Genomic DNA, 25,562 nt, shown 5'->3' on the forward strand with positions numbered 1-25,562 from the left:
CCCGATCAATATCGGGTTTTTTCTCATGATTTGGCAAACTGCGCAATCAAACTGTTGATCTTCTCTTTTTCCTCATAAAAAGCTCCGTGCCCGCTTTTTGCAAATGGAACCCATTCAGACTGCTTGATGCCGCGCTTCAATTCTTTCGCAAAATCAAACGGCGCAATTTGATCCTTTCTCCCGTGCAGGATCAGCGCAGGCACCTTGATTGACGCAAGATCCTTTCTGAGATCCTCGTCTCTTAATGCAATGCCTGAGTGGATCGTCCCATAGGAGGAAGCCTCCAGCATCAAATGGAGAAACCACTGCCTGAGCTCTGGAGACACTTTTTTCTCAAAAAACTGTGTCCCTAAATCAGCAAGTGTTTTGGGCCGATCCATTTTGAATTGTTCGATCATATCGTCAATATCCTGCTTCCTCATTCCGTACGGATAACCCGGGCGTTTTGTAAATGCGGGGGCCGCTGCCGACAATAAAATCAGCTTATCAATATCGGCTCCGTCATGCCTTGCCATATAACGGATGGCAATTGCGCCGCCCATCGAAAAACCGGCAAGAATCGCGTTCTCAAGCTGCAATGTATAAATGACTGCCTTGACATCATCTGCCATCGTGTCATAATCGTAGCCTTCCCATGGGCGGTCAGATTGCCCATATCCCCGTAAATCAATGCCGATAAAACGGAATCCTCTTTTCGGAAGCTCATTCATTTGATATTCAAACATCTTATGATTCAATGGCCACCCGTGCAAAAAGATGATCGGCCTTCCATGCCCGATATCCTCTACAAACAGTGTCACATACTCCTCGGTTTTGATGTAATGCCCCATTCCGCACTCCTCCTGTTCCCTTTTCTTTCCCGGTCTGTAAACGCCTTGACGTACAGGGAGCTTTCCATTTATGCTTACAAAACAAGCGGGCTGCCATACCAAGAAAAGGCTCTTCATGATTCACTATATGTAGCAATTCCCGTAACGATCTATTAAATTGAACCCGGAGGCTTCTGGTTTTCGGGCAGCAAAGGATGTCATCGCATGAATAAAATAGTGATTCAAAAACCTCACATACCGGAAAACCTGCAAACCGCAGATTTCCATAAAACCGCGGTGCAGGATGATGTAATCAGCATGCGCTTGTTTGAAGATTGTACAATCTGCGGCGAAGATATTGAAAAACTTTGTGTGGAAAAAACGGTATTCAGAAATGTCGTATTTATTGATGTGTCTTTCCGGCAGATTGAACTGACCGATGTGATCTTTGAAAAATGTGATTTGTCAAACACCGATTTCAGCAGGGCTGTCATCCACAGAACTTCCATTAAGCAATCAAAAATGGTTGGAATGAATGTGGCGGACTCAACGCTGCGGAATGTTTCATTCGATGAGTGCCACGGACATTTCAGTTCATTTTCGTACTCAAATATGAGACAAGTTCGATTTGATCGCTGTGCCCTTATGCAAAGTGAGTGCGGCAATATGACGCTCCAGCAGACACACTTTGACGGGTGCGAACTGGAAGGCGCCAGCTTTACCGGCACGTCCCTTCAGAACATGGACATCAGCACGTGCCGTTTTGAACAGCTTCATGTCTCCCTCGACAAATTGAAAGGCTGCAAAATCGCGCCGGAGCACGCGATGGCTTTCGCCAGGGCGCTGGGAGCTGTCATTGTATAACAAATGTTAGATCATCAGGCGGCGGGCTGTATCGGCTGCCGCTTTAATGCCTGTTTCCAAATCCGCAAGAGATGCATAGGAATATGACAGCCTGATGCTGTTGCGGTCTTCGCCGTTATAAATAGAACCGGGATTCACCAGCACCTGCTGTTTCAGCAGTTCATGAAAGAAACGGCTGACAGGCAAGGGTTTGTGAAATGTCACCCACATATAAAAGCCGCCGGCGGGAATCCGCCACGTCGCGATGTCCCCGGCATACCGCTCGAGAAACTGAACTGCCGCATCTCTCCTTTGTTTTAAAACCCCGCGTATCCATGTCAGATGCTCTTCATAATACCCCTGTGACAGCCATTCGGCTGCTGCCCACTGGGACAGGCCGCTCGATCCGTAGTCTGTCTGCATTTTAATGTCCGCCAGCCGTTCAATGACCGGCTCTGGTCCGGCCAGCCAGCCGATTCGCAGGCCGGGGCTCACTGTTTTTGAAAACGTGCCCACATATAAAATATTGCCTTCATGATCCATTGCTTTTAACGGCTGCGGCGGTTTTTCTTCAAACCATAAATCACCGTACGCATCATCCTCAATGATCGGCAGCTGCTCATTTTTTGACAGGCTGATGATCTCTTTCCTTCGTTGTTCTGACATGACAATGCCCGTCGGATTATGAAACGACGGAATGGTGTAAAGCAGCTGTCCTCCGTACTGTTTTCGATAAGAAGAAATAAGCCCCGCCTTGATTCCCGCTTCATCCATCGGCAAGCCGAGAAGCCGCATCCCCGCTGATTGAAACACATGCAAAGATTGAAGGTAGGACGGCTTTTCCGTCAAAATGACTGAATCTCGTTTTAAAAGCCCGATCGAGATAAGCTGAAGCGCCTGAAGTGCGCCGGACACTATTAAAATCGCTGACGGTGATACATGGATCTGCTTGCCTTTTAAATAGTCCTCCACCGCCTTCCTCAGCTTAAGATTTCCTTTCGGCTGCTCGTATCCTAAAGACAGGGCGTGCGGATTCATCTGCTGAAACATCCGGCGCATTGTGTCTTCTGGAAGCAGATCTGGTGAAAGCTCTCCTGTGCCTAATCTGATGATATCCGCTCTTGGTTCGTTTTGGTTAATCTCCTGAATGATAGAAGAATTTGGGTGATGAATACCAGAACGGACGTAATTGCTCCAATCGAGCGGAGGCTCAGCCGCCAGCACGCTCCAAGTACTGTTTACAACCTTCGTTCCGCCTCCTCTTCTCCCCTCTAACAGGCCTTGAGACGTGAGTTCATCAATGGCTGCTGTTACTGTGCTGCGATTGACTTGAAACATGTCGGCCAGCGTTCTCTGTGAAGGGATTTTCGTCCCCACAGCCCACTCTCCGTGAAGAATTTTGTCTTTCATGTATTGTTCAATCTGCCGATGCAGCGGAATATCCGAATCCCGGCTTGGCTGCCATTGCGACATAGTCATGCCCCCTTTTTTCACATTATACATTTGGCTGGTTCTAAACCCAACCAAATGGCCGGAGACATGGTAGAAAATCTCCCTTATGATTGAAAAAACAGATGTGAAGGGAGTTTTTTCAGTATGAATGCAATCATTCACGGAGTTGTGCTTGCCTTTGGCTTAATTTTGCCGCTGGGAGCGCAGAATGTATTTATTTTTCAGCAAGGGGCATGGCAAAGGCATATTTGGCGGGCACTCCCCGCCGTCATCAGCGCGGCTGTCTGCGATACCCTATTAATCGCATTAGCCGTTGCGGGTGTATCTGTCATTGTTCAGCAGCTGCCTGTGTTTGAAACAGTCATGATGGCCGGGGGATTTTTGTTTCTCCTCTATATGGGCTGGGTGACTTGGAACAGCCATCCGAAAGCAAACCAAAATGAGAAAAATACGTTCACAGCTAAGAAACAAGCTGCGTTTGCGGCCGCCGTTTCTCTTTTAAATCCGCACGCCATTCTGGACACGATCGGCGTCATTGGCACAAGCTCGCTCCAATACTCGGGGCTTGAGAAATGGCTCTTTATGGCCGCCTGCATCGCTGTGTCTTGGTTTTGGTTTATCAGTCTTGCGATAGCGGGCCGGCTGTTTCAGACAATGGATACGAGCGGCAGGCTTATGCTGATCGTAAACAAATGCTCGGCAGTGGTGATGTGGGCAGCAGCAGGGTATTTCGGAGTATCACTATTAAGAAATTGAAGGGAAAACAAAAGAGACAGCGAATTTCATAGAAAAGGAGGCAATGCTGATGACTGATGCTAAACAGTTTTATGACTACCATTCCTGGGCGAACAAGCGAATCTTGAATCATATCGAAAGCCTGCCGGAGGAAACAGCTTATCAAGAAGTACAAAGCGTATTCCCTTCTATCAGCGACGTGCTGCTTCATATGTGCAGGGCTGACTACATTTGGCTGAAAACTCTTTCAGGAGCAACCTACCAAGAGGTGATAGACAGCGTCGGAAAATTCGAGGCCGCGCATCGTGATTTGGCAGTGATAAAAGAGCATGTTTCTGAACTGGAGGCACAGTATCACGATTTCTTCAGCCGCCAGACGGACTTTGAACAGCAGGTCTTATTTCAGCATCCGACACACGGGACACTCGTAACAACTTATACAGGCGTCATCCTGCATGTCGTCAATCACGGTACGTATCACAGAGGGAACGTGACCGCCATGCTGAGGCAGCTTGGCCATCCAGGCGCACCTACTGATTATGTGTACTATTTATATGAGAAGAAAGAAAGCAAGGGCTAAACTGTCCTTGCTTTTTTGATAGGAAAGATGTGCGGGAGTGCCGACGCCTATAAACGAATATGAGCACTTTTCACATCCAGCTGTACAGGCCTGCCGCTTCGATACGATTGGGTCGCGGCAATGCCGACTTCTAAATTGATCGTTGCATCGATATCTGTCACAATCGGTGTTTTTCCATCCCGGACACACTCGGCAAAATGCTGAAGCTCTAAGCAGTAGGCCTCATGAAAACGAGTTTGAAAGTCTGGGATAATATCATAGCTGCTCCCTTTCGCCGACAGGATGGTCACATGTTGATTTCTCAATGTCCCTATGAAAATACTGCCCTCTGTCCCGATAACTTCCGCCCGGATGTCATGTCCGTATGGAGAAGTTCTGCTTGCCTCGACGTCCCCCGCTGCGCCGGAGTCAAATTCTATATATGTCAATGCCTGATCCACATCGCCGTACTGCTCCATAAACGGGTTGTTCAGGATCCTGCCGTGTCCCGAAACAGAAGTGATCTCTGCTCCGAGCAAATAACGGGCGATATCATAGTCATGGATGGAGCAGTCTATAAAGATCCCGCCGCTGTGTTTGATAAACGCTGCGGGAGGCGTTCCTTTATCGCGCGTAAAGCCTTTATAATAGATGGGTTTGCCGATTTCTCCAGCGTCGATCCGCCGTTTGGCGTCTGCGTATGCGGGATCGAATCGTCTCATAAAGCCGACTTGGCAAATGACACCTGTCTCTTTCACTTTTTCAGAAACTGCTTTTGATTCCTCAAGGCTTAATGTCAGCGGTTTTTCAACGAAGATCTGCTTGCCGTTCTCCGCTGCTTTGATGATCATATCGCTATGTGTGCTTGTCGGCGTTACGATAATGACAGCATCAATGCCGGGATCTTGCAATATCTCATACGGGTCCTCTGACCATTTTTCAATACCGAATTCTTTGGCAACTTGCTCCGCTCTCCCTTTCAACGGATCACCGACACTGACCAGCTTTGCACCCGGAACACTTGTGACGAGATTTTTCGCATGGTTATCACCGAGCCTTCCTAACCCTAATACCGCGCATCTTACTTGATATTCCACGTCCCATCCTCTCCTTTAGCGCATTTTGGAATCGCCTTAAGAAAGCGCTTTCTCTCGACAGCTAAAAAAACAGCCCTCCAATCCGCTTTAACACGTTGCGCAAGCGCTTTCTCAAAAGATGGTTTCATTTTACAATGTCTTTTGCCTGCACGCAATATGTTTTTTGACTTCAACTGTCAACATGAAAAAACCCGCTCATTAGCGGGCTCAAGTTTTGAGCGGTGATGTGGAATGCCTGACCACAAGCTCAGGCTGCAGCACGATTTTTTGTTTCGTCTTTCGTTTTCCTTCGATGGCTTCGGCCAGCAGTTCGATGACGCTCCGCCCCATATCTTTAATCGGCTGGGTCACAGTCGTCAGAGGCGGGGCCGCCATTTCTGCAAGAATCGTGTTATCAAAACCGATAATCGAAAGGTCATCCGGCACTTTTAGTCCTCTTATCCTCGCAGCTTGTATGGCAGCGCAGGCCAATACGTCGTTGAAGGCAAAAATAGCTGTTGGGGCGTTCCTGTCCAGCAATTTCCCCGCTTCTTCCTTGCCGCTTTCCAAAGAAAATCGCGTCGGGACGATAAGGGATTCATCTACAGGCGCGTTCGCCTCCTCCATCGCCTGACGAAAGCCTTTGATTCTGTTTTTTTCACCCGTCGTTGACCCGTCTCCAACAATGCAGGCGATGTTCGTATGGCCGAGTGACAGTAGATGTTTGGCGGCCTCGTACCCGCCGCGAATGTCATCCACCACGACAATATCCACCGGGAGCAGCGGCTTATCCTGAGAAATCATGGCAAGCGGGATTTGTTCGCTGGCGATTTCCTCCAAAGCAGACATGCTGTCATGATTCTCAATCCCTGTCGCAAAAATAATGCCGTCCACCTTTTTCTGCTTCAGGACAGAAAAATATTTTGTTTCTTTTTTCGAATCGTAATCGGTGCTGCAAATCATCATTTGAAAACCGAGTTCACCCGCCCTTTCCTCAATGCTTTTGGCAAGTTCGCCGTAAAAAGGATTTGAAATATCAGGCGTTACAAGAGCGATCATATTCGTTCGTTTTCCCGTTAACGCCGAGGCGTGGACATTGGGCGTGTACGCCATTTCTTTCATGACAGTTATCACCTTCTGCCGCGTTTTGTCACTGATTCTGCCGGTATTGTTAATCACACGCGACACAGTTGTGATCGAGACACCCGCCGCCCTTGCCACATCGTAGATTGTTGTTTTCATATTCATCCCTCGTCTGGTTATTGAACTTTCCTGCTGACAATTTTCCGGTATTCAATTGGTGAAATGCCTTCTATCTGCTTAAAGAGTTTTGAAAAGTATGTCGGGTCTTCCATTCCGATCGTTTCCGCAATAACGCCCATTTTATCGTTTGTAGAGGATAAAAGTCGCTTCGCTTCCGTCATTCTCACCCGGTTCGTGTATTGTGCAGGCGTAACGCCAAGCACCTGCTGCATGCAGCGGCTCACATAATCCTGATGATAGTGAAGGGCAAGCGATAGATCCTTGATTGTTGTCTTTTCCTTATAATGCTCCTGTAAGTACCGGGCCGCCTCCCAGGCAACCCGCTCTTTCGCAGACGGAATTTGAAACGCCTCTTTTTGAAGATGCAGCATCAGCTCTTCAAATAAGATTTGTTTTCTAAGCGGCAAATCGGAGTTTTCCGCGGAGTAATCGATCAGCCTTTCAAACTGCTGCGCCATAAACTGCGGGCGCTGCACCTTGCCTTTTCTCGGCAAAGCCAGTCCGTAGCGGGCCGGCTCCTCGAAGCTCCCTTTTTCCTGCTGAAGCTCAGACCAATTGCTGCCTCCCTTTGCCGTAAATTTATACCGATGTTCATCAAAGTGAAGCCAATAATAGGAGGTTGCTTCATCACTGCCCTTCGTCCCATAGTGTTCAAGACCGGGAGAAAGCAAGATGTACTCGCCCCCTTCAACTGAGAACGATTTTTCATTTTCTGTAATATATAACATTCCCTGCTTGACGTATATCAGGTCAAACACAGAGAATACGCGTTTCACATGGGTTTCTCCCTTTTTAAAAACCCCTTCTCCGGCTGCGATAAATACCGGAAATGGCGGGACTGTAAACTGGATGCGGGGCATTTTGATCATCCTCCTTTTTAAGTCGGATTTTTGCAAGAAGTATCGTTTCTCTCCCTTTTTATTATAAGGAAATGGAGGTACACTTTAAAACGTTGATTTTATTTACGAAAGGGGTTAGACACAATGAAACAAGCTGTCTTCAAATCAACTGCTTTGAAAAAACCCGCTGACAAATCGTTCTCAATATTTTCGCTTACTTGGCCGATCTTTATCGAGGTCTCATTATATATGTTTATGGGTAATGCCGATACACTGATGCTTAGCCAATACTCAGATAACAGCGTGGCAGCAGTCGGCGTCAGCAACCAGATTTTGAATTTAATTATCGTGATGTTCAGCTTTATCGCAACAGGAACGACCGTTATCATTTCACAATTTTTAGGATCACGGAAAAAGAAAGAAGCCATGGAAGTCGCTTATGTGTCAATCGGCGCCAACTTCTTCATCAGTCTTGCCATTAGCGCTCTCATCTTTTTCGCGGCTGTCCCTCTGCTTCATATGATGGGATTGACAAACGATCTGATGCCTGATGCAAAAGTCTTTTTACAAGTCGTCGGAGGTCTGTCCTTTATTCAGGCTTTAATCATGACATTCAGCGCAATTTTAAAAAGCTACGGCTATACAAAAGATACAATGTTTGTCACAATCGGCATGAACCTTTTAAACATTGCCGGAAACTTTGTTGTGATTTTCGGCCTGTTCGGCTTCCCTGTTCTCGGCGTAGCCGGTGTGGCGATATCTACATCTATCGCCCGTGTCATCGGATTAATCGCGATGATTGTCATTGTCAACAAACGCATCCAGCTGAAAATGTCGTTGAAAAAAATCTTTCATATGCATAAAGAGCATCTGCGCAAGCTACTGAAAATCGGCATCCCTTCTGCGGGAGAACAGCTTTCATACAACCTGTCGCAAATGATTGTCACTTATTTTATCGCCATCATGGGCGCGCAGGCTTTGACAACAAAAGTGTACACGCAAAATATTACGATGTTTATTTTGCTGTTCGGCACTGCCATCAGCCAAGGCACGCAAATTTTAATCGGCCGCTATATCGGCGGGAAACAGTTTGACGCCGCTTATGAACGCTGCATGAAGAGCCTATACTGGGCACTCGGAATTGCGGCGGCAACGTCTGTTTTAATGACGATCTTTTCCAAGGATCTCATCGGCATCTTTACACAAAGCCCTGATATTATCGCTACTGCAAGCTTATTGATTGCGATGACGATTATTCTTGAACCGGGCCGTTCCTTTAACGTCGTCATTATCAACTCCCTGCGGGCGGCTGGCGATGCGAAGTTCCCTGTCTACATGGCAATGATTTCGATGTGGGGCATCGGGCTTCCGCTTGCCTATCTATTCGGCATCCACCTCGGTTTCGGCCTTGCCGGCATTTGGATTTCCTTTATCGCGGACGAATGGGTCCGGGGAATCTTAATGTACAGAAGATGGCGCTCACGTATCTGGATTCAAAAAGGCATGGCGTAACACCCGGTTCAAGGCCGGGTGTTTTTTAGATATCAGAACGCTTCGTTCTCTGTGACAGCGTATTGATGTTAAAAGACATCGTATTGCTCCGACCGGATTTTTTCTAAAACAGCACGGTACAAATGAAGAGCGGCTTTCACCGTTTTTTGCGAATACATCGGGAATAGCGGCAAGGCATCCTGGCACTCTTCAAGGTAGGCTTCCGCTTCAAAAGCGATATACTCCCATGTCATGGTGAACGGCTTATTGACGACGCCCTTCTGAAGATCGTCCTCTGTATATCCAAATTGCTGCATCACCTGCCGGGGGATGCGGCTTTTTTGCTGGTGGTCCGTGCCGATATCTCTTAAGATTCGAATCAGCTGTATAGCCAAGCCGAGAGAGACGGCTGCTTGTTTGAGCTGATCTTGGTTTCGGCGTGTCAGTATCGGCAGCAGCATCAATCCGGCCGCACCACCCGTCTGATATGCGTACATGAGCAGTTCATCGAGGCTTTCGTACGGTTTATCTTCCGCTTTCTGTGCGGCAATGAACTCACGGAACGGCCCGCTGTCCAATGTAAAGGTTTGGTACGCATGGCCGAAAGCCTTCCATAAATAATCATTTCCGTTATATGTCCCGGAAAAAACCTGTTCCGCCTCAGCTTCCATGGCAAATAACGCCTTCTCATCCGCACTGGCCGCCGTATGGCAAAACGCCATGGCCGCCCAAGCGGCCTGTCTTTGCTTCAGCGGCAGAAACGAGAATGCTTTGTAACAGGCTGGTTCGCGGGCGCTGACGATCTGCCCGCACTGCTGATAGGCTTCTTTTATCTCTTTCATTTCTTTTCACTCCTATGTATCACTGCTTCTTCAAGTCTATTATGTTTTCTCCCAATTGTATATGAAGAAAAAGCCGATTCCTTTGCGCAGAATCGGCTTTTGCTTTATCCCTCATCAATATCAATGCGATACGCTTCAAACCACGTATGAATTTGGGCAAGGTGGGCGATCAGCTGAGGCCCCTTCATGAGCTGTCCGAACCACGGAACCTTGAAGGAGGAGCCTTCTGTTTCTAAGAGCTGATCCAATTGTTTTCTGTCCAGCAGGGTATGGAGCACGGAGTCCTTTTGGCTTCTGATCGTTTTCAGCCATTCGCTGACACCTTTTGTATATTCAGGGTGGTGTGTTTTCGGATACGGGCTTTTTTTGCGATACAGAATGTCATCAGGCAAAATGCCCTCGAGCGCTTTGCGCAAAATGCCTTTTTCCCGGTTGTCATGCATTTTCGTTTCCCATGGGATATTCCAAACATATTCCACGAGCCGGTGATCGGCGAACGGCACCCGCACTTCAAGGCTCGCTCCCATGCTCATGCGGTCCTTTCGATCCAAAAGGTTCGTCATAAACCAAAGCATATTTAAGTAGAAAAGCTGTCTTCTTGCTTTGTCCACACCCGTTTCTCCGTCTAATAATGGTGTTTCTGCCAATGTTTCTTCGTATTTGGCATTTACGTAGTCTTTGAGATTCAATTTTTTCTGCCATGATTCAGATAGCAGCTTAATCCGCTCCTCTGTCGATCTCATCCACGGAAATCCCGACTCAACGTCTGCTGTATGGAACCACGGATACCCCCCGAAAATCTCATCCGCGCACTCTCCCGACAGGCTGACGACAAAGTCCTTTTTGATTTCCTGGCAAAACCACAACAGGGATGAGTCGACATCAGCCATTCCCGGCAAGTCTTTAACCAATACGGCTTCCTCTAAATGATCGACGAGATCCTTTTGGCTGATGACGCATTTGTGGTGCGTTGTGCTGAAGGCATCTGTCATTTTTTCAATCCAAGGCCCATCGTCATTCGGCTGAAAAGCGCTTGCTTGAAAAAATTTATCATTCTCTTCGTAATCAATCGAATAAGTATGAAGCGGGGCTTTTCCTTCCTTTTCAAAATGGCCTGCCGCAACCGCTGTAATGGCGCTTGAATCCAGTCCGCCTGATAGGAACGTACAAACCGGCACATCCGATACAAGCTGCCGCGTCACTGCATCCTGAAACAACGACCTGACATTGGCAACCGTGTCATCAAAACTGTCCGTATGTTTTTCGCTTTCAACATTCCAATAACGCCAAATGTTCAGCCCGTCTTTGGAAAACGTCAGCGCGTGAGCCGGCCGGACTTCTTTCACGCCTTTAAATACGCCGGTACCCGGGGTTCTGGACGGTCCAAGTCCGAAAATTTCAGAAAGTCCTGTTCTGTCCACTCGGGCTTTTATATGAGGGTGTGCGAGAATCGCTTTGATTTCTGACCCGAAGAGAAAAGAAGATCCCTGCTCCGTATAAAAAAACGGCTTCACGCCGAGACGGTCTCTCGCAGCAAACAGCAGATCGCGCTTTTCATCCCACACAGCAAAAGCGAATATGCCATTGAGATGGTCTACACAGTCTTCCTGCCATTCAATGTAGCTGTGCAGCAGCACCTCGGTATCTGACGTCCGCTCGAACTGATGGCCCCGCGCCCGCAATTCTTTGCGCAGATCTTCCGTGTTATACAGCTCGCCATTGTAAATAATGGTATACGTATCTCCTTTATAGGTGCATGCCATCGGCTGGCGCCCGCCTTCGATATCAACGACCGCAAGCCTTTTATGTCCGAATAAAACATGGTGCTCCCCCCAAACGTTAGAATCATCAGGCCCCCGTTTGGAAAGAGTGTCTGTCATTCTGTTGATCGTTTGTTTTTCCTGGACGAGCTGCTTTTTAAAATCGACCCAACCCGTAATTCCACACATGTGATATCAGCTCCAATCCCGTTTCTTTCGTAACAATTTCGTTTCTTTCAGCACCTTAGTAAGTTTATGCATCTATAGGCAGATAGTTGATTTGTCCACAAAAGAGTTGTATGGGACAGGCTTGAATTGGAAAGAAAGGAGAGGAAAGAAGAAAAAGGAGACAGCATGCATGAAACGGAAACAATTATTATATAAAGAGGAACGAAAATGGGAATACGGCACCATCCTCATCGAAGATGGCATCTGTTTAATCGAAAACGGAGAAGGCGATATACTGCTAGCAGACAGTCTGCATCACAGCCCAATCTGGATCCATCATAAAGGAAAGTGGGAACAGGCCGGCTTTCAGGATAAATCGATTCTGGCATGCGGTGAAGAAAACATCTCCCTTTCAGGCGGAGAACGCATCCGCTATGAAAAATCAGTCAAGCGGCCGCTCATGACGCTTTTGGATTCGCTTGATGACGAAACCTTTCTCGCATTTTTACAGCATTTGCACAGCTTTGGCTTATCGGTATTCGATTGCGTGTTTTCTTATAATAAAGGAGTCTTTACGAATACACCTGCGGAGCAGGGTGTTTCTTTTTATCACTTTTCAAACGACACCGCCCAATGTGCAATGCAGCATCACTATAGCAGCGAAGGCACAGGAGACCGGTTCGAATGGACGGCATCAAATGGAAAGCGATCCATTATGTATTCAGCGGTCCGGCGGGGGCGCAAATAAAAAAAGCGGTGCAGCGGGCACCGCTTTTTGGTTATTTTTCAACGACGACTTTTACATTCTTGCTTTCTTTTTTGTCTGTATCAGCAGCCGTGACGTACAGCACCGTTCCGGCTTTTTGTTTTTTGATTTTCACCGTGAACGTTCCTTTCGCATCAGCTTTGGCAGAAGCGATGACTTTCTTTGATTTGTTTTTCACTCTGATCATTGCTTTGCTGTTCGCCTTTCCTTTCACTGCCGTATCTTTCGTTTTCACTGCGTTGACTTTCGGTGTGCCTGAAGGTTTTCCTTTGACAACGACAATTTTATACGACGTTTTCGCATCGCCTTTTGCTGCTTTTACATACAGTACTTGATCTTGTTTTTGAGTTGGGATATTGACCTTAAATGCACCATTTTTTCCGGCTTTGGCGCTGCCGAGTTTTTTCTTGCCGCTCATCACTTCGATAAGCGTGCCTTCCTTCGCGCTTCCTCTGACGGCTGTTTGTGTGCTTTCAAGCTTGTTGACTTTGAGCTGTACATCAACTGCGCTGACAGCCTTCATGACATTCAGCCGCCCGTAGCCTGAGTGCCAGTCAACTCCGGGGATCTTCGGAATGTCAATCGGATCACCATAATCGTCATACAATTCTTCTTCTTCGCCATCGACACTTTTAAACGAAATATCATCCGCCGTCTTTTTCAAAATATCCTCTGCTTCTGTTCTTTTCAGCTTAGGGTTTTGTGCAAACAGCAAGCCTGCAGCAGCGGCAGCATACGGTGTCGCCATAGACGTACCGCTCATGTACGTGACATTTCCGTTCGGCACTAAGCTCGGGATATCAGACCCTGGCGCTGAGATATCAAGACCTTTTCCATAGTTAGAGAAATCTGCGGTCATATCCATGCGGTTCGTTGCTCCGACTGACATCACATACTTAGAAGAAGCGGGATAAGGTAAGGAATTGGCTCCGTCATTTCCGCTGGCTGCGGCAATCAAGACATTTTTGTCAGCCGCGTATTTCAAAGCAAATTCAAGTACGCGGCTGTAGCCTCCGCCTAAACTTAAATTAATCACCTTTGCCCCTTTGTCAGCAGCATATTTGATGCCGAGGGCAATTTGTTCAGTATCTCCGGCTCCTGTGGAATCAAGCACTTTTACCGGGATGATTTTCGCTTTGGCGTTCAAACCAGTCATTGAATAGCCATTATCGCTTTGAGCAGCGATAATGCCGGCGACGTGCGTCCCATGCCCCTGATCGTCCATTGCGTTGTTATTCCGTCCGACAAAATTGCGTCCGAGATCTGTTCTTACTTTTCCTTTTAAATCGGCAAGTGTGCTGTCCACACCTGTGTCTACGACCGCAATGAATGTATCGTTCAGCTTGCGTTTGGACAGCAGGGTGCTGGCAGGCTCGTATTTCACATCCGCGTTTTTAACACCGCCGTTTTCACCATTGTTTTTAAGCGGCCATTGGTAAGGATATTGAATATCGTTTGACAGGCTTTTGTATTCCTGCACAGGTTCCGCAAACTCTACGTTAGACATCTTGGATAATGTCGCAGCAGCACTCTTGACCCGTTTTGCGCTTGCCGTATATGTGCCGTTCTGTTTCTCGTCTTTCGGAAGCTCAAATGAATAAAGATTGTCAAACAGTTTCTTTGCCTTTTTCACATTGGAAATGTCTTTTTTCGATTGCGCGCTTGCAGAAAAGCCCTTCATTTCATTATGTACGGATGAGAGGCTTTTATTGTTCTTCACCTTGAAAATGACTTTTGTTTTCTGAACTTCACTTTTTGCCGCAAGTTTGTTTTCAGTTAAAATCGCTCCAGCTGTTTTGCCTTGCAGCTGCTTGATATTGAATCGTTCCGCCTGTTTCTTTATCTCCTTTTTAAGGAAAGACGGGACGGATTGTAAAGCATTCTCGTATAGCCGATTGATCGCTTTTTGATCCTTTTCAGTTATCTGATATGAAGATGACGCACCGTTTTCTGACACATCATCAAACAACGGCTTTAATGTCACAAGATCCTGATAGATTTCATTTCTCGCTGTTTTATTGAATGCGAGCTTTGCCACAATAAACGGTGCCGCTTTGTAATAAAGGCTTGTCAGTTCTTTGCCTTCTGCTGTTTGGCTTAACTGGTCATCGCGAATCGCTCTCAGTTTGTCCAGAATGCTTTTTCCCGATTTTTTCTGATCGACACTCATTTCCACCGGACAAGCTTCTTCCTGTTCTAAATCTGACGGTTGCTTTTTCGTGCCTTTATACCCAATCGTATACTTGGCTTCCGCGGCTGCTTCCGCCGTTCCGCCGTCCTCTGGTTCTTCTTCCCCGAGGTATTCAACTTTTACATAGTAAGGGCCGCTCCACGCGTACGGAAAAATCACTTCGCTTTTTCCATCCTCCGCCGTATAAGAACGGTACATTTCAAACGTTTCATCTTTAAGCGCTTTTTCCATACTTGGATATACAGATACATTCAGTACTGAATCACTCTTTACGGTCAGTGCCATATGTGAGCTTTTCTGAATATCCGCTTTTCCCGGAGTCACTTTGTACCATTTCACCTGTTCCGGTTCCTTCATGGTGCCTGTCTGTTCTTTGCCGTTTTCCAGAGCATCCGCCTGATCGATCGCGCCGGCCGCCGCTTTGGTTCCCGGAGAAAAAAGGCTGAAGATCAGTGCAAAAATAAGCACTGCCGCCACAAACGAGCTGAACTTTCTGCGTTTCATGATATCCCTCCTGTAAAATAATGAATCTTCTTGAAGGTATCATACTTTCATAGGACGAGATACCGCTTACAGGGAATTTTAAGGTTATTTTAAATGATTTGGAATATAAGGGATAAACCACACAAAAACCCGACTCCATCCATAGAGCCGGGTTCGCACGTTTCTATTAAAATAAGTGAAAGCCGATTGGCAAATGCAGACCGAGCAGCACTGTCAGCACAAGGACAATGACGAAGCCGATCCATAGGCCTCCGGTTGATTTTTCTTTTTTCTTGCGGATGAGGAGCATTTCCATCAGGCCGATAGTGATAATGCCAAGAATCATTTTGCCGGCGTATTCTCCGTTCCAGTTGGCGAAATCGACAAACAGCCAAGCTCCGGTCAAAATAATTAGGATATAGAATAACCGCAGAATCATATGAGTGATTTTTGCGCCCTTCGCACTTCTTGACGCATACAGCGAGTAGCTGACGAAAAGCAGAATCAGCGCTACCACCCATGTCGTAATATGTAAGTGTGTCATACAGGTTCCCCCTATCAGATAAATTACCCCACTTATAGTACCATGAACTTGTCCTCTCCCACAAAGACGAGTCTCAGAAAAAACGGGCGGGTCCGCGTCCGCCCTTCTGTTTGGTTCAGCCGATTGGGTTTGACAGCGTTCCGATCGGATCAATCGTAATGTCGATTTTGTCACCTGACCGCAAGAATTTCGGCGGCGTAAATCCCTTTCCGACGCCAGACGGCGTACCGGTGGCAATGATGTCTCCCGCTTCAAGCGTCATCCCCTTTGAGAGGGTTTCAATTAATTCCGGAATGGAAAAGATCATATCGCTTGCCGAACCGGATTGGCGCAGCTCACCGTTGACTCTCGTTTCAACCTTGAGGCGCTCAGGCTCCTGAATCGATGATTTATGTACAAGCACAGGTCCCATCGGACATGTCGTATCCAGACTTTTTCCGATAAAAAACTGCTTATGCCTTTTTTGCAGATCACGCGCCGTGATATCATTCACAATCGTATATCCGAAAATATGGTCATATGCGTCTTCTTTTGATATGCGGTTACCGCTTTTTCCGATGACGACAGCAAGCTCTCCTTCATAATCAAGCTGAGAGGTGACCCCTTCATGGCTGTTTACGATATCACCATGCCCTGTAACCGTAACCGGCGATTTTGTAAATACCATCGGATGTTCCGGAATGTCAGCCTCGCTTCCCATTTCAATCGCGTGATCCCTGTAGTTTTTGCCGATGCAGATGATATTTTTTGATGGCCTAGGAATCGGTGCATGGAGCTTCACCTCAGATAATGAATAAATAAATGATCCCAGCTCATCATTCGGTTTCTTTGCCCACTCGGCCAGCTGCCTCGCATGCGTAACGAATTTATCCCCTTCTGCGATACATTCAATCAGCGATCCCGGAATCGTCTCAAGTTCAAACAGTTTCTTTTCAGCCTTTTGCAAATCCATGATTTTCTCATCATCAATGATCAGGCCGACAAACTTTCGGTTGTAAAGTTCCCCTGTCGCAAATTTCATGTTATTCCTCCATCATCTTTTAAATCAGAATGCTCCTTCATGTATTCTCTGTCGAATGCTGAAATCCCTTTTTATCACGACCGTTTTCATTTCGTTTCAGGACGGGCTTGCAGTACATATCATACAAATGTCGTTTTGAGGAGGAGGAAAAAAGATGGAGAGCGTACATTTATTTTTTCATCGGCATCAGCTTAAGAAAAAAGGAACTGCCAAGGGGCTTCTGGTGACAGACTTGTCAGTTTCCCCCATTCTTCTCACACAGCGTGACAGAGCGGAAAAGACATCCTATGAAATCAGCTGGGAAAAGGCTCCGCTAGGTGAAAGCACACTTTTTTTGAATGCGGAACAGGATGATCCGTCCCTGATGCGGCGCAGGCTCGCTTATTGTCTTTTTGACGAGATCGGTGTTCCTGCTCCCGCTGCCTCATACAGCTTTCTGACCATCAATGGCCAGCCCGAAGGCATTTATTTGAACATCAAGAACCATCAGCTAGCCGATAGGACAGCTTATCGAGTAAAGACTGCCGATCCGCGGGTTCCGCTGTCCGTTTTTAAAGATGAATCTTCCGCGTTTTCACACGAATTTTTCACGCTGATTCGTACAGCGGAAGATGCCGAATTAGCTGAACGCATTAAAATGTATCTGGATATCAAATTGTTTTTTTTGTGGCTGATCGGCAGCGCCTGCACCCGTCAAGGCTTTTATTACACATTTTGTTTAAACGAATCCGGCCGGCTTCACGTTTCCCCGACAGAGACACGATCGCTTGCCGCACACGGAATAGCTGACGAAGATCCTCTGCTGACTAAAGGACGGACGCTTGCGTCAAGGCTGCTTTCCATTCCCGCTTTCCGGTCGCAATATCACACATTAATGAAAAACGTGCTGTACCGGTCGTTTACCATTGAACGATTGTCTCCTTTCATCAGCGAATGGCAACTTGACATTTGTCAAAAAGCTGATGATGATCCTTTTATAAAAAAAAGCCCCTTTCAATTCGAAAAGGAGCAGACAAACATACTTAGAGAAATTGAGGAACGGCAGGACTTTTTGCAAGCACACTTAGCAAGACTATAGTCCTTTCTTGCATGAAAAAAGGCCGCAAAAAAATTGTCGCTTTTTTAGTCAAATTGACGAAAGGCAACCTTTTCAGCAAAAATAGGTTATACTAACGATATCCTGTTTTGATCAAAATAAATTCTAGAATTGGAGATAGGGTAATGAATAGTAAAATTGAAGAAATGAGAATCACACTAATTGAAACAGCACAAAAATACGGCATGAACTCAAAGGAAACGATTCAATGCAGCCAAGAGCTGGACAGTCTGCTGAACACCCGAATTAAAAAAGAAATGGTTTTTGGGGGATATCCTGAAAACTCCCGTATGTGAATCATTTTCTATAACGTTGAATTCACCATATGTAACTCCGCTTTTTGCTCAGCACTTCTGAGATATACCTCAGGGCGAGAATGTGTCCGCCCAAAAAATCGGTTACCGCAGCACGACATACTCCAAAAAGCATCCTACACGCAAAAACACCAAAGAAACTGAAATAAAAATCACGCAGGCGGATAGCGGTATCCATCGCCGCAATTCCGCTCGCTTTATACATTCCCCGCTTTTCAAACAATTAAACATATCGGCTGAAAAAATTTAATCGTTTGCATGAAAAGCTGATATGTCCCCTTTAAATTTCCTTCACACATATGTGTGTTTGTCATAAGCTATCGTGAATAGCCCAATTGAAATCAAATTGTATTTTTACTTTACCCGCCTTTTTTCAATTTTTCAACAAAGGATGTGCTCGTATGCCGGCCATTGTCGGAGCGTTTAAAATTAATGCGATTGGTACGAGCGGAGTCGTTCACATCGGGGACTGTATTACGATTTCTCCTCAGGCACAGGTCAGAACGTTTGCCGGTGCAGGCAGTTTTAATACCGGTGACAGCCTCAAAGTGACGAATTACAAAAACGCGACGAATGTATATGACAACGATGCAGTTGATCAGCCGATCGCAGGGAATGCGTAAAGGAGTGAGGCCCATGAATTTCTATGTGAATCAAACCATTCAAATTAACTATCTTCGGCTTGAATCCATCAGCAACTCCTCTATTCTGCAAATCGGAAGCGCCGGATCAATCAAATCTTTGTCAAACTTGTATAATACGGGCAGTTATGTAGAAGCCGCTCCAGAGGTAACTGCCTTGGGGCAGCCAGTCGAGTCGCAGGAGCCCGATACAGGTGCATTGGTCCCGCTCCAGCCTCCTGGCCGTTAATCATATGAAAGAGGTGAAACCATGTATGATCAATCTGTTTCCTCTTATTTGCAAAACTTGAACTCCTTCGTTCAGCAGCAGGCGCTTCATATTCAGCAGCTCGAACGTCAACTGAAAGAGATTCAAACTGAAATGAATTCGATGAAACAGCGGCCGGCCACAACCATTGAGCGTGTGGAGTATAAATTTGACCAGCTGAAAATTGAACGGCTCGACGGGACACTGAATATCGGCTTAAATCCGACAGACCCGAACAGTGTCCAAAATTTTGAAGTCAGCCAAACAACACCTGAAATCGGGATGATGCAGCAGGAAGAGAGCGCCCAGCTCATGCAGCAGATCCGACAAAATGTCGACATGTTCTTAACCGAAGAAATCCCAGATGTTTTGGAGCAGCTTGAAAACCAATATGACAGCAGGCTTGACGATACAAACAGGCATCATGTCATTGAAGACATCAGAAAACAAATGGACAGCCGGATTCACTATTATATGTCCCATATCAAAAAAGAAGAACAGACACCGCCTAAACAATATGCGGAACATATCGCTGAGCATGTGAAGCGGGACGTGATCCGTGCTGTAGAACATTTTCTGGAACATATCCCATCCGAAATGAAAGGAGATGAGCAAGCATGATTTTCACAGTCATTAACCGTAATCTGGAAGTCGGGAATATTCGAATGAACGGTGTGTCCAGCTCCTCTATTTTCCACATCGGAGACACTGAATCGATCTATCTTTCTTCTATTTTCGATACACCGCCTGAATCTCTTATTATCGGCCCGTTTGCTCCGCTGTCGCAATAATGCTTAAGCGCATATCTCGCATCAGAATGATTAAATTTAACTCTCTCGCGATAGCAAGTGTGTTTCAAGTTGGCGACACAAACGAAATCGATATGAGCATAAAAGTATTTGCTGTACAACGCTCGCTGTCTACGTTTTACAATAATGAAGGCTCGTTTCACAGCAAGGATTACCCGATCTTTCAGCAGCAGGCCGTGACACCGATTCCGGAAACAGGGGTGCAAAGCGCATTTTGCCACGAGGTTCCGATCATTCATGTTCGCAACGTCAAAATTCAAGGGGTCTCATCCTCTTCTGTCTTTCATGCGGGGGCGGCTTCGGTTGTCCGCGGCGATGCGAGAATCAAACATATCAGGCAGATTCAGTCTCCGCGCTCACAATAGTCCGCCAAGAGCATATACTAAACAGAGACTTCGATAAAGGGTGTCGTTTATGCCAGCAATTGTCGGGCCTATAGCTATCAATTCGATATCGGGCGGAGTCGTAAACTTTGGTGATTCCTTTTACCTTTCTCCGAAAAGCTCTTCAAAATCTGCGCTCGGTTCGGGAGCAGGAAACACGGGAGACTTCCTTCTATTAAACAATGCAGTCAACGCGACAAATTATATAGACCCCGATGTCAGCGATCAAGATATGGTTGGAAATGGATAAAAGCAGCCGCTCTGCAAAGAGAGGGCTGCTTTTTAGTCATTTTTTTCGTTCATTTGATTTCTTTGTTTTGATCAGCTTCTCAGGCGGCTGTTTTCTGATCCATTTGACAAACCGTGCAAGCTTCAGATCACTTCTAAGTTCATCTATTCCGTTCAAGCGAACCGCAAGCTCTTGATTGGTATATAAGGCATGAATCTGTTTATGGCAAGGAATACAGAGCATGGCTGTCGGCAGGAATGTTCCGCCTTCCTCTTTCGGTGTGAGATGGTGCTCTGTCAGCTGGACATCACTCCGGCCGCACAGCTCACATATTCCGGCAGTCTGCTTTGCCATATCCGTTTCCCCCTTCTTACATCAACTCAAGAGATATCCGTGTTCCGCGGCCGCTCGGTTCAGCCGGATGGACGATCAGCTTTTTCGGAAGCCGTGCCCGCAGTTCCTGCACATGGCTGATGACACCGACAGACAGATTGTCGGACTGCAGTTTTTCCAGGGCTGTCACAACCGTATCCAGCAGATCTTGATCAAGGGTGCCGAACCCTTCATCTAAGAAAAAGAACTGCAGCGGGTATTCCCCGCGAAGCTGGATCTGCGCGGACAGCGCAAGAGCGAGAGAAAGCGAAGTGAGGAAGGTCTCTCCTCCAGATAAGCTGGATACCGGGCGTTTGACGCCACCATTCGCGTCATCCCGCATCACGAATCCGCCTTCTGAATCCACTTCTATGGCATAGCGCTGTCTCGTCAGCATGCCAAGTCTTGCTGATGCGTCCCGCGCAACGCTTTCAAGCTGCTCCTCAGCTAAAAATTCAACGAAGGTATTGCCTTTAAACACAGCTTGCAGCTTGTCCAGCCTGTCAATATGTGTCTGCCATTTTTTCAGTTCAGCTTCAATTTCGTTAAACCGTTTATGATGGTCGCGAATGACGGCCAGCGCTTTCGCTGCTGCGCCTTTTTCCTCTATAGCAGCGCCTAATGCGTCCTCAGCTTCTTGTAATGCCGTAACGGTTGCACTCCATTCGCTCTCTGATAAGGCTCGGCCGGCAAGTATCTCTGCTACACGTTTTAAGTTTGCAGCATTCTGCTTCAGCTTATCCATAAACTGGTCGATGCCGACTTTCATCTTGTCAAGCTCATCGGCTGGGATAAGACTTCGCTCCACCTCCTCAGCCCGGGTAAAGCAGGTGCTTTTCGCATGCTCGAGCCAAGCGGCTTCCGCTTTTTCCAATCTGTTTTTCGCCTCTTGAAGCGTCAGCTCGCTTGCTGAAGCGCGGCTTTTCGCCTGATTGAGCTTCATCTGGGCGCTTTGCAATTCTTCATATAGAGATTGCTCTTTTTCCTTTAACTGCTTTAGATCCTGTTGGACAGAGCGAAGTTTGATCTCGATCGAGTCTCGTTTTGCGTAATTTCCGAGTTCGTGCTCATAATCCGCTATCACGCTATTGATGCGTTCAGCCGCATAATGAAGCTCCAGCTTTTCACGTTCAAGCTGGTGCCCCGACTCCCGCAGCTTTTCCTTTTGTGCTTCATGCTCAGCAAGAAACGCGATGCTCTTCTCAATGCGTTTTTCGCATTCTTCTGCAGCCCGGTCCTTTTCTTCAATGGCTTGCTGCCATTTTTCCGCTTCATTCACAGACTGATCCTGAAACGCTTCTTTAAACATTTTCAGGCGGCTGTCCATCGAGGACTGAAGCTCGGTAATGATGCTTTCAATACGGTCAGCCTCTCTTTTTTCAAAACCGATTTTTTCATTAAGCAGATCGGCCTTTTTTAAAGACTCCTGATAAGCGCTAATCATTTGCGCCATTCGTGTTTTAACAGAAAGAATATCCTGTTTGACTCGTTTCCATTCTAATTTGGCAGTTCCGAATGCTTCATGCACCGGTTGATTCTCGTAAGAAGCTGCCGCTTCAAGGTTCTGAGCTTGCATCGTTTGCAAAAACGGACACTGTTCAATAAACCGCGCGGATTGTTCTTCAAGTGTGATTTTTGCTGAAAGAATCTCCTGGCTGAAAGCTGCCGCTTCCGTCAACAACATATCTGTCCGCTTGATGTTTTCTTCAAGACTGCTGTCGAGCTCATATGTTTCATGTACTGAGGCAGACGGATCATGATTCGTTGAACCACAGACCGGGCAAGGCTTTCCGGCGGTCAGTTTTTCGGCTAATTCTTTTGTGAGCAACGCCATTCTTGCTTTTTCACGCTGCGCGTGAAGCGTTTGTTGTCTCTTTTTAGCCTGCTCAGTCATACCGGCTAATGACCGTTCCGTCTCACACACCAAATGATACACGGTTTGTACAGCCTCATATGCCTGTACGATATTGTTTTCTTCCGCCTCCGTCTTTTGATCGAGTGTACTCTTCTCCTCATTCATCTTCTGCAGCACGAGGTTCAATGCGTCACTTCGTTTTTGCTCTTTTGTGATTTGCTCCTCAGTCTGTCTGATGCGCAATGCCATCTCTGCGGCCTGCTGGCAGCTTTTTCGCTCATCTGATGTCACCTGCAGAGATTTGAGCTGCTGCTTCAGTTCCGTCTGTCTGTTTTGCCCTCGTAAAAGACGGTCTGTTACAGTCTCCAATTCATTCATGACAGATTGAAGAGCCTCTTCTTTCTGCTGGAGTTCAGCCTTTTTGCGTTCTTCCTCTTGCTTGGCCTCACTTCGTTTGATTTCGATCTCCTGCAAGCGGGAAAGCTGCTCCTGCTCGGTTAAAAGCTTAGGTTCTTTCTCGCTTTTATGCCGGCGCCACGCTTCATACTCTTCATGTTTTTGATGATAGTATGCTGTCCGGTCTGCTAAATCCTTTTGGGCAAGCATTTGTTCCTTTGCAGCCTTCTCCTCTTGCTGGATCGCTTCTGCATACCGATCCGCATAAGGCTTCAGAGCAGAGGCTGTTTCTGCTTCCAGCAGGCGTTTTTGCATGCTGTCTACGTGCGGCTGTTCCTCGTCGAGACGTTTTTTCTCTTCTTCATAAGCCGATTGTTCCTTTTGGACATTCCAAATCTCCTGATGCTCCGTAAACCGCTCTTTTGCCTGGTCACGATTCTTCCTCATTGCATCCAGATGAGCTTCGGCTTGTTCGAGAGCCTTTTCCGCCTGCTCAACCGCTTCTGAGCTCGCCTCACCTAGACCGGACTGTTCAGCAAGCATTTCATTTTTTCTCGCATTGGCTTCCTGCGCCTGCCGTCTCAGCTTTTTCACAAGCCGGTCTCCATACTGCTCCAAGTGAAACAAACGCTGAAGCATATGCCTGCGTTCCGCCCCTTTTAAAGACAGAAATTCGGCAAATTTCCCTTGCGGCAGCACCACCGCTCTTGTAAAGTCGTCGATCGTCAGCCCCAAGAGCTCCTCGACTCTTTTATTCACTTCGCTGGCTTTATCAGCCAGCACCGTGTGCTCGTCTTTGATTTCGATGAAGCGGCAAAGTGCCGTTTTCACCTTCATTTCATCCGTTCTCTTAAACACACGCTCGACTTTGTAAGAGATTTGATGATTCGTCTGAAGCGCAAAGGTAAAGGAAACAGACAGCGTATCTTCCGCATGGTTTAAAATTCCGTGCGTATTGTTTGCGGCCCGCTCCACCTTTCCGTATAAAGCAAGCGTCATTGCGTCGAGGATAGAGGATTTACCGCTTCCTGTCGGGCCGAAAATGCCGAAAACACCGGCGCCCGAAAGGCCTTCAAAATCTATCGTCTGCTCTTCTCTAAAGCTGTGGAGCCCCTTAATAGTTAAGGCGATCGGCTTCATTTCGCATCCTCCTCTTCAACGCCTGATGCAAGCTCTAAAAACAGCTTCACCATTTCTTCATCCGGCACCGCGCCGCCAGTTTGTTTTTCATAAAATTTCTTAAAACGGTCTTCGATCGACACATGCTTAACCTCGATCTGTTCCCGGTCTTTGTTCTGTTCTTCAAAAACCGGCCTGATATGGATAAAGCCTGGGTGCGCCTTCCGCAGTCTGTGGATTTCTTCAAGTGATAACTGATCCGCCACACGGATTTCAAGGTCAATCCAGGCATTCTGATCCCTGCCTTCATCCAGCCAGCTGTACACCTCGCTTAAGCCATTTGCCGCTTTCCACTTCACAAGGGGCTTGCCGCTTGATAATAAAACCTCATGCCAAGAGGCCTCTTCCCCCGGCTTCGCGTCCACGATTGTCACTGATTTGGCGTAGCCCGTTTCAGAAAAGCTGTAGGCGAGCGGAGATCCTGAATAACGCGCAAGCGTACGCGCCCGTTTGATCGTTTGCGGCCGATGCAAATGGCCGAGCGCAACGTAAGCGGCATCAGCCGGCAGGCTTTCAGCGGCCACCGTATAAGCCCCGCCGACTTCAATCGGCCGCTCTGAATCCGTTTGGTTTCCGCCTGCGACATAAATATGGCTAGCGGCAATCTTCACTGCGTCTTTGCGGAACCGGCTTGTCATATGCTCAAACGCCTGCCTGATTTTCACATCATAATGATCACGGAGCAGCTTTTCATCAAATGTATCGGAAAGCACTTCATTTAACCTCGCTTCAGATGGGTATGCCAGTGCTCCGACAGCCAAAAGCTCCCCGGCTGAAGGCACTTCAATATGAAGCGGTTCTGTTGTCGGATAACCGATTAAATAAATGCCGTTTTCATGTGTCAGCGGTGAAGCGGCGGACAAACGGTCAGGATTATCGTGGTTTCCGGCAATGACAGCGATCGGGCGCTTTCCCTTGTCGCTGAGTGCAGACAGGCTTTCATAAAACAGCCGCTCGGCTAAAGCCGGCGGGTTTACGGTGTCAAACGCGTCCCCCGCCATGACAATGGCATCGACCTGCTCTTCTTTTACAATCGTATTTAATTCATCAAGCACATCGGCCTGTTCACTCAGCCTGCTTCTTCCTTCAAGCGTTTTTCCAAGATGCCAGTCCGCCGTATGTAAAATCCGCAAATGCTTTCACCTCTCTTTTTTGTATAGAAAACGAGATCCGCTCCGTCTGAAATCCCGGAGCTTACG

24 protein-coding genes and 2 pseudogenes are annotated in these 25,562 nt (G+C 47.1%); 13 read left to right on the top strand and 13 right to left on the bottom strand.

The window, feature by feature from the left end:
• Nucleotides 1-23: 23 nt before the first annotated feature.
• On the bottom strand, nucleotides 24-830 hold the full coding sequence (locus V6D41_RS11170) for an alpha/beta fold hydrolase (RefSeq protein ID WP_333518243.1): 807 nt from the start codon (nucleotides 828-830) through the stop codon (nucleotides 24-26).
• A 204-nt stretch (nucleotides 831-1,034) separates the two neighbouring features.
• Between V6D41_RS11170 and V6D41_RS11175 the strand changes: the two genes are divergently transcribed.
• Nucleotides 1,035-1,673 (top strand): pentapeptide repeat-containing protein, encoded by a 639-nt coding sequence (locus V6D41_RS11175; protein ID WP_333518244.1) that lies wholly within the window; start codon nucleotides 1,035-1,037, stop codon nucleotides 1,671-1,673.
• A gap of 6 nt (nucleotides 1,674-1,679) precedes the next feature.
• On the opposite strand, the gene V6D41_RS11180 is transcribed toward V6D41_RS11175, so the two are convergent.
• Complete coding sequence (locus V6D41_RS11180; RefSeq protein WP_333518245.1) at nucleotides 1,680-3,131, bottom strand: aminotransferase-like domain-containing protein; 1,452 nt, start codon at nucleotides 3,129-3,131, stop codon at nucleotides 1,680-1,682.
• 79 nt (nucleotides 3,132-3,210) lie between these two features.
• On the opposite strand from V6D41_RS11180, the pseudogene V6D41_RS11185 reads away from it, so the two are divergent.
• Nucleotides 3,211-3,860, top strand: a pseudogene (locus V6D41_RS11185) (LysE/ArgO family amino acid transporter).
• A gap of 49 nt (nucleotides 3,861-3,909) precedes the next feature.
• On the top strand, nucleotides 3,910-4,419 hold the full coding sequence (locus V6D41_RS11190; protein ID WP_333518246.1) for a DinB family protein: 510 nt from the start codon (nucleotides 3,910-3,912) through the stop codon (nucleotides 4,417-4,419).
• A gap of 47 nt (nucleotides 4,420-4,466) precedes the next feature.
• Here V6D41_RS11190 and V6D41_RS11195 read toward each other — a convergent pair whose 3' ends face one another.
• From V6D41_RS11195 to V6D41_RS11205, 3 genes are all read right to left on the bottom strand, one after another.
• Nucleotides 4,467-5,495, bottom strand: a complete 1,029-nt coding sequence (locus tag V6D41_RS11195; RefSeq protein ID WP_333518247.1) for a Gfo/Idh/MocA family oxidoreductase — start codon at nucleotides 5,493-5,495, stop codon at nucleotides 4,467-4,469.
• A gap of 207 nt (nucleotides 5,496-5,702) precedes the next feature.
• Entirely contained in the window at nucleotides 5,703-6,716 is a 1,014-nt protein-coding gene (locus tag V6D41_RS11200; protein ID WP_333518248.1) for a LacI family DNA-binding transcriptional regulator, read from the bottom strand.
• 17 nt (nucleotides 6,717-6,733) lie between these two features.
• Nucleotides 6,734-7,597: an AraC family transcriptional regulator gene (locus tag V6D41_RS11205; RefSeq protein WP_333518249.1), complete on the bottom strand. Its 864-nt coding sequence runs from the start codon at nucleotides 7,595-7,597 to the stop codon at nucleotides 6,734-6,736.
• A 123-nt stretch (nucleotides 7,598-7,720) separates the two neighbouring features.
• Between V6D41_RS11205 and V6D41_RS11210 the strand changes: the two genes are divergently transcribed.
• Nucleotides 7,721-9,088 (top strand): MATE family efflux transporter, encoded by a 1,368-nt coding sequence (locus V6D41_RS11210; protein ID WP_333518250.1) that lies wholly within the window; start codon nucleotides 7,721-7,723, stop codon nucleotides 9,086-9,088.
• 68 nt (nucleotides 9,089-9,156) lie between these two features.
• Here V6D41_RS11210 and V6D41_RS11215 read toward each other — a convergent pair.
• Nucleotides 9,157-9,932: pseudogene (locus V6D41_RS11215) on the bottom strand (phytoene/squalene synthase family protein).
• 81 nt (nucleotides 9,933-10,013) lie between these two features.
• Nucleotides 10,014-11,858 carry an asparagine synthase (glutamine-hydrolyzing) gene (asnB, locus tag V6D41_RS11220; RefSeq protein ID WP_333518251.1) on the bottom strand — a complete coding sequence of 615 codons (1,845 nt, stop codon included), beginning with the start codon at nucleotides 11,856-11,858 and terminating at the stop codon, nucleotides 10,014-10,016.
• 169 nt (nucleotides 11,859-12,027) lie between these two features.
• Between asnB and V6D41_RS11225 the strand changes: the two genes are divergently transcribed.
• Nucleotides 12,028-12,585 carry a DUF2777 domain-containing protein gene (locus V6D41_RS11225; protein ID WP_333518252.1) on the top strand — a complete coding sequence of 186 codons (558 nt, stop codon included), beginning with the start codon at nucleotides 12,028-12,030 and terminating at the stop codon, nucleotides 12,583-12,585.
• 31 nt (nucleotides 12,586-12,616) lie between these two features.
• On the opposite strand, the gene V6D41_RS11230 is transcribed toward V6D41_RS11225, so the two are convergent.
• The 3 genes from V6D41_RS11230 to V6D41_RS11240 form a co-directional block, all read right to left on the bottom strand.
• Nucleotides 12,617-15,298 carry a S8 family peptidase gene (locus V6D41_RS11230; protein ID WP_333518253.1) on the bottom strand — a complete coding sequence of 894 codons (2,682 nt, stop codon included), beginning with the start codon at nucleotides 15,296-15,298 and terminating at the stop codon, nucleotides 12,617-12,619.
• A gap of 166 nt (nucleotides 15,299-15,464) precedes the next feature.
• Nucleotides 15,465-15,821, bottom strand: a complete 357-nt coding sequence (locus V6D41_RS11235; RefSeq protein ID WP_087993634.1) for a YisL family protein — start codon at nucleotides 15,819-15,821, stop codon at nucleotides 15,465-15,467.
• 115 nt (nucleotides 15,822-15,936) lie between these two features.
• Nucleotides 15,937-16,842, bottom strand: coding sequence for a fumarylacetoacetate hydrolase family protein (locus V6D41_RS11240; protein ID WP_333518254.1), 906 nt, complete (start codon nucleotides 16,840-16,842; stop codon nucleotides 15,937-15,939).
• A 154-nt stretch (nucleotides 16,843-16,996) separates the two neighbouring features.
• On the opposite strand from V6D41_RS11240, the gene V6D41_RS11245 reads away from it, so the two are divergent.
• From V6D41_RS11245 to V6D41_RS11280, 8 genes are all read left to right on the top strand, one after another.
• Nucleotides 16,997-17,920 carry a CotH kinase family protein gene (locus V6D41_RS11245; protein WP_333518255.1) on the top strand — a complete coding sequence of 308 codons (924 nt, stop codon included), beginning with the start codon at nucleotides 16,997-16,999 and terminating at the stop codon, nucleotides 17,918-17,920.
• A 143-nt stretch (nucleotides 17,921-18,063) separates the two neighbouring features.
• Nucleotides 18,064-18,234: an aspartyl-phosphate phosphatase Spo0E family protein gene (locus tag V6D41_RS11250; protein ID WP_087993637.1), complete on the top strand. Its 171-nt coding sequence runs from the start codon at nucleotides 18,064-18,066 to the stop codon at nucleotides 18,232-18,234.
• Nucleotides 18,235-18,653: 419 nt separating this feature from the next.
• Entirely contained in the window at nucleotides 18,654-18,875 is a 222-nt protein-coding gene (locus V6D41_RS11255) for a spore germination protein (RefSeq protein WP_087993638.1), read from the top strand.
• Nucleotides 18,876-18,888: 13 nt separating this feature from the next.
• The gene (locus V6D41_RS11260) at nucleotides 18,889-19,122 is read left to right on the top strand and encodes a spore germination protein GerPB (protein WP_148964232.1); all 234 of its coding nucleotides are present in this window, start codon (nucleotides 18,889-18,891) and stop codon (nucleotides 19,120-19,122) included.
• Between the two features lie 21 nt (nucleotides 19,123-19,143).
• The gene (locus V6D41_RS11265) at nucleotides 19,144-19,761 is read left to right on the top strand and encodes a spore germination protein GerPC (protein WP_087993640.1); all 618 of its coding nucleotides are present in this window, start codon (nucleotides 19,144-19,146) and stop codon (nucleotides 19,759-19,761) included.
• Nucleotides 19,758-19,931, top strand: coding sequence for a spore gernimation protein GerPD (locus V6D41_RS11270; protein WP_333518256.1), 174 nt, complete (start codon nucleotides 19,758-19,760; stop codon nucleotides 19,929-19,931). The genes V6D41_RS11265 and V6D41_RS11270 overlap by 4 nt, the downstream gene beginning before the upstream one ends.
• Complete coding sequence (locus V6D41_RS11275) at nucleotides 19,931-20,314, top strand: spore germination protein GerPE (protein WP_333518257.1); 384 nt, start codon at nucleotides 19,931-19,933, stop codon at nucleotides 20,312-20,314. Before V6D41_RS11270 ends, V6D41_RS11275 begins: the two co-directional genes overlap by 1 nt.
• 49 nt (nucleotides 20,315-20,363) lie before the next feature.
• Nucleotides 20,364-20,582, top strand: coding sequence for a spore germination protein (locus tag V6D41_RS11280; protein ID WP_010333667.1), 219 nt, complete (start codon nucleotides 20,364-20,366; stop codon nucleotides 20,580-20,582).
• A 36-nt stretch (nucleotides 20,583-20,618) separates the two neighbouring features.
• On the opposite strand, the gene hlpB is transcribed toward V6D41_RS11280, so the two are convergent.
• From hlpB to sbcD, 3 genes are read right to left on the bottom strand one after another with little or no spacing between them, the layout of a single operon-like run.
• Nucleotides 20,619-20,915: an HNH nuclease-like protein HlpB gene (gene hlpB / locus V6D41_RS11285; protein ID WP_148964229.1), complete on the bottom strand. Its 297-nt coding sequence runs from the start codon at nucleotides 20,913-20,915 to the stop codon at nucleotides 20,619-20,621.
• Nucleotides 20,916-20,931: 16 nt separating this feature from the next.
• The gene (gene sbcC, locus V6D41_RS11290; protein WP_333518258.1) at nucleotides 20,932-24,324 is read right to left on the bottom strand and encodes an exonuclease subunit SbcC; all 3,393 of its coding nucleotides are present in this window, start codon (nucleotides 24,322-24,324) and stop codon (nucleotides 20,932-20,934) included.
• Nucleotides 24,321-25,496, bottom strand: coding sequence for an exonuclease subunit SbcD (gene sbcD, locus V6D41_RS11295; RefSeq protein WP_333518259.1), 1,176 nt, complete (start codon nucleotides 25,494-25,496; stop codon nucleotides 24,321-24,323). The genes sbcC and sbcD overlap by 4 nt, the downstream gene beginning before the upstream one ends.
• Nucleotides 25,497-25,562 lie beyond the last annotated feature (66 nt).

Source organism: Bacillus sp. 0102A (assembly GCF_036765155.1).
Taxonomy (GTDB): Bacteria; Bacillota; Bacilli; order Bacillales; family Bacillaceae; genus Bacillus; species Bacillus subtilis_G.

What these genes read in the sequence shown, in the direction of transcription:
- V6D41_RS11245 (WP_333518255.1), top strand. Translation starts at nt 16,997, where the DNA reads ATGGAGAGCGTACATTTATTTTTTCATCGGCATCAGCTTAAGAAAAAA.
- V6D41_RS11235 (WP_087993634.1), bottom strand. Translation starts at nt 15,821, where the DNA reads ATGACACACTTACATATTACGACATGGGTGGTAGCGCTGATTCTGCTT.
- V6D41_RS11175 (WP_333518244.1), top strand. Translation starts at nt 1,035, where the DNA reads ATGAATAAAATAGTGATTCAAAAACCTCACATACCGGAAAACCTGCAA.
- V6D41_RS11265 (WP_087993640.1), top strand. Translation starts at nt 19,144, where the DNA reads ATGTATGATCAATCTGTTTCCTCTTATTTGCAAAACTTGAACTCCTTC.
- V6D41_RS11200 (WP_333518248.1), bottom strand. Translation starts at nt 6,716, where the DNA reads ATGAAAACAACAATCTACGATGTGGCAAGGGCGGCGGGTGTCTCGATC.
- sbcC (WP_333518258.1), bottom strand. Translation starts at nt 24,324, where the DNA reads ATGAAGCCGATCGCCTTAACTATTAAGGGGCTCCACAGCTTTAGAGAA.
- V6D41_RS11260 (WP_148964232.1), top strand. Translation starts at nt 18,889, where the DNA reads ATGAATTTCTATGTGAATCAAACCATTCAAATTAACTATCTTCGGCTT.
- V6D41_RS11280 (WP_010333667.1), top strand. Translation starts at nt 20,364, where the DNA reads ATGCCAGCAATTGTCGGGCCTATAGCTATCAATTCGATATCGGGCGGA.
- V6D41_RS11225 (WP_333518252.1), top strand. Translation starts at nt 12,028, where the DNA reads ATGAAACGGAAACAATTATTATATAAAGAGGAACGAAAATGGGAATAC.
- V6D41_RS11210 (WP_333518250.1), top strand. Translation starts at nt 7,721, where the DNA reads ATGAAACAAGCTGTCTTCAAATCAACTGCTTTGAAAAAACCCGCTGAC.
- asnB (WP_333518251.1), bottom strand. Translation starts at nt 11,858, where the DNA reads ATGTGTGGAATTACGGGTTGGGTCGATTTTAAAAAGCAGCTCGTCCAG.
- V6D41_RS11190 (WP_333518246.1), top strand. Translation starts at nt 3,910, where the DNA reads ATGACTGATGCTAAACAGTTTTATGACTACCATTCCTGGGCGAACAAG.
- V6D41_RS11255 (WP_087993638.1), top strand. Translation starts at nt 18,654, where the DNA reads ATGCCGGCCATTGTCGGAGCGTTTAAAATTAATGCGATTGGTACGAGC.
- V6D41_RS11250 (WP_087993637.1), top strand. Translation starts at nt 18,064, where the DNA reads ATGAATAGTAAAATTGAAGAAATGAGAATCACACTAATTGAAACAGCA.
- hlpB (WP_148964229.1), bottom strand. Translation starts at nt 20,915, where the DNA reads ATGGCAAAGCAGACTGCCGGAATATGTGAGCTGTGCGGCCGGAGTGAT.
- V6D41_RS11230 (WP_333518253.1), bottom strand. Translation starts at nt 15,298, where the DNA reads ATGAAACGCAGAAAGTTCAGCTCGTTTGTGGCGGCAGTGCTTATTTTT.
- V6D41_RS11270 (WP_333518256.1), top strand. Translation starts at nt 19,758, where the DNA reads ATGATTTTCACAGTCATTAACCGTAATCTGGAAGTCGGGAATATTCGA.
- V6D41_RS11240 (WP_333518254.1), bottom strand. Translation starts at nt 16,842, where the DNA reads ATGAAATTTGCGACAGGGGAACTTTACAACCGAAAGTTTGTCGGCCTG.
- V6D41_RS11170 (WP_333518243.1), bottom strand. Translation starts at nt 830, where the DNA reads ATGGGGCATTACATCAAAACCGAGGAGTATGTGACACTGTTTGTAGAG.
- V6D41_RS11180 (WP_333518245.1), bottom strand. Translation starts at nt 3,131, where the DNA reads ATGACTATGTCGCAATGGCAGCCAAGCCGGGATTCGGATATTCCGCTG.
- V6D41_RS11205 (WP_333518249.1), bottom strand. Translation starts at nt 7,597, where the DNA reads ATGCCCCGCATCCAGTTTACAGTCCCGCCATTTCCGGTATTTATCGCA.
- V6D41_RS11275 (WP_333518257.1), top strand. Translation starts at nt 19,931, where the DNA reads ATGCTTAAGCGCATATCTCGCATCAGAATGATTAAATTTAACTCTCTC.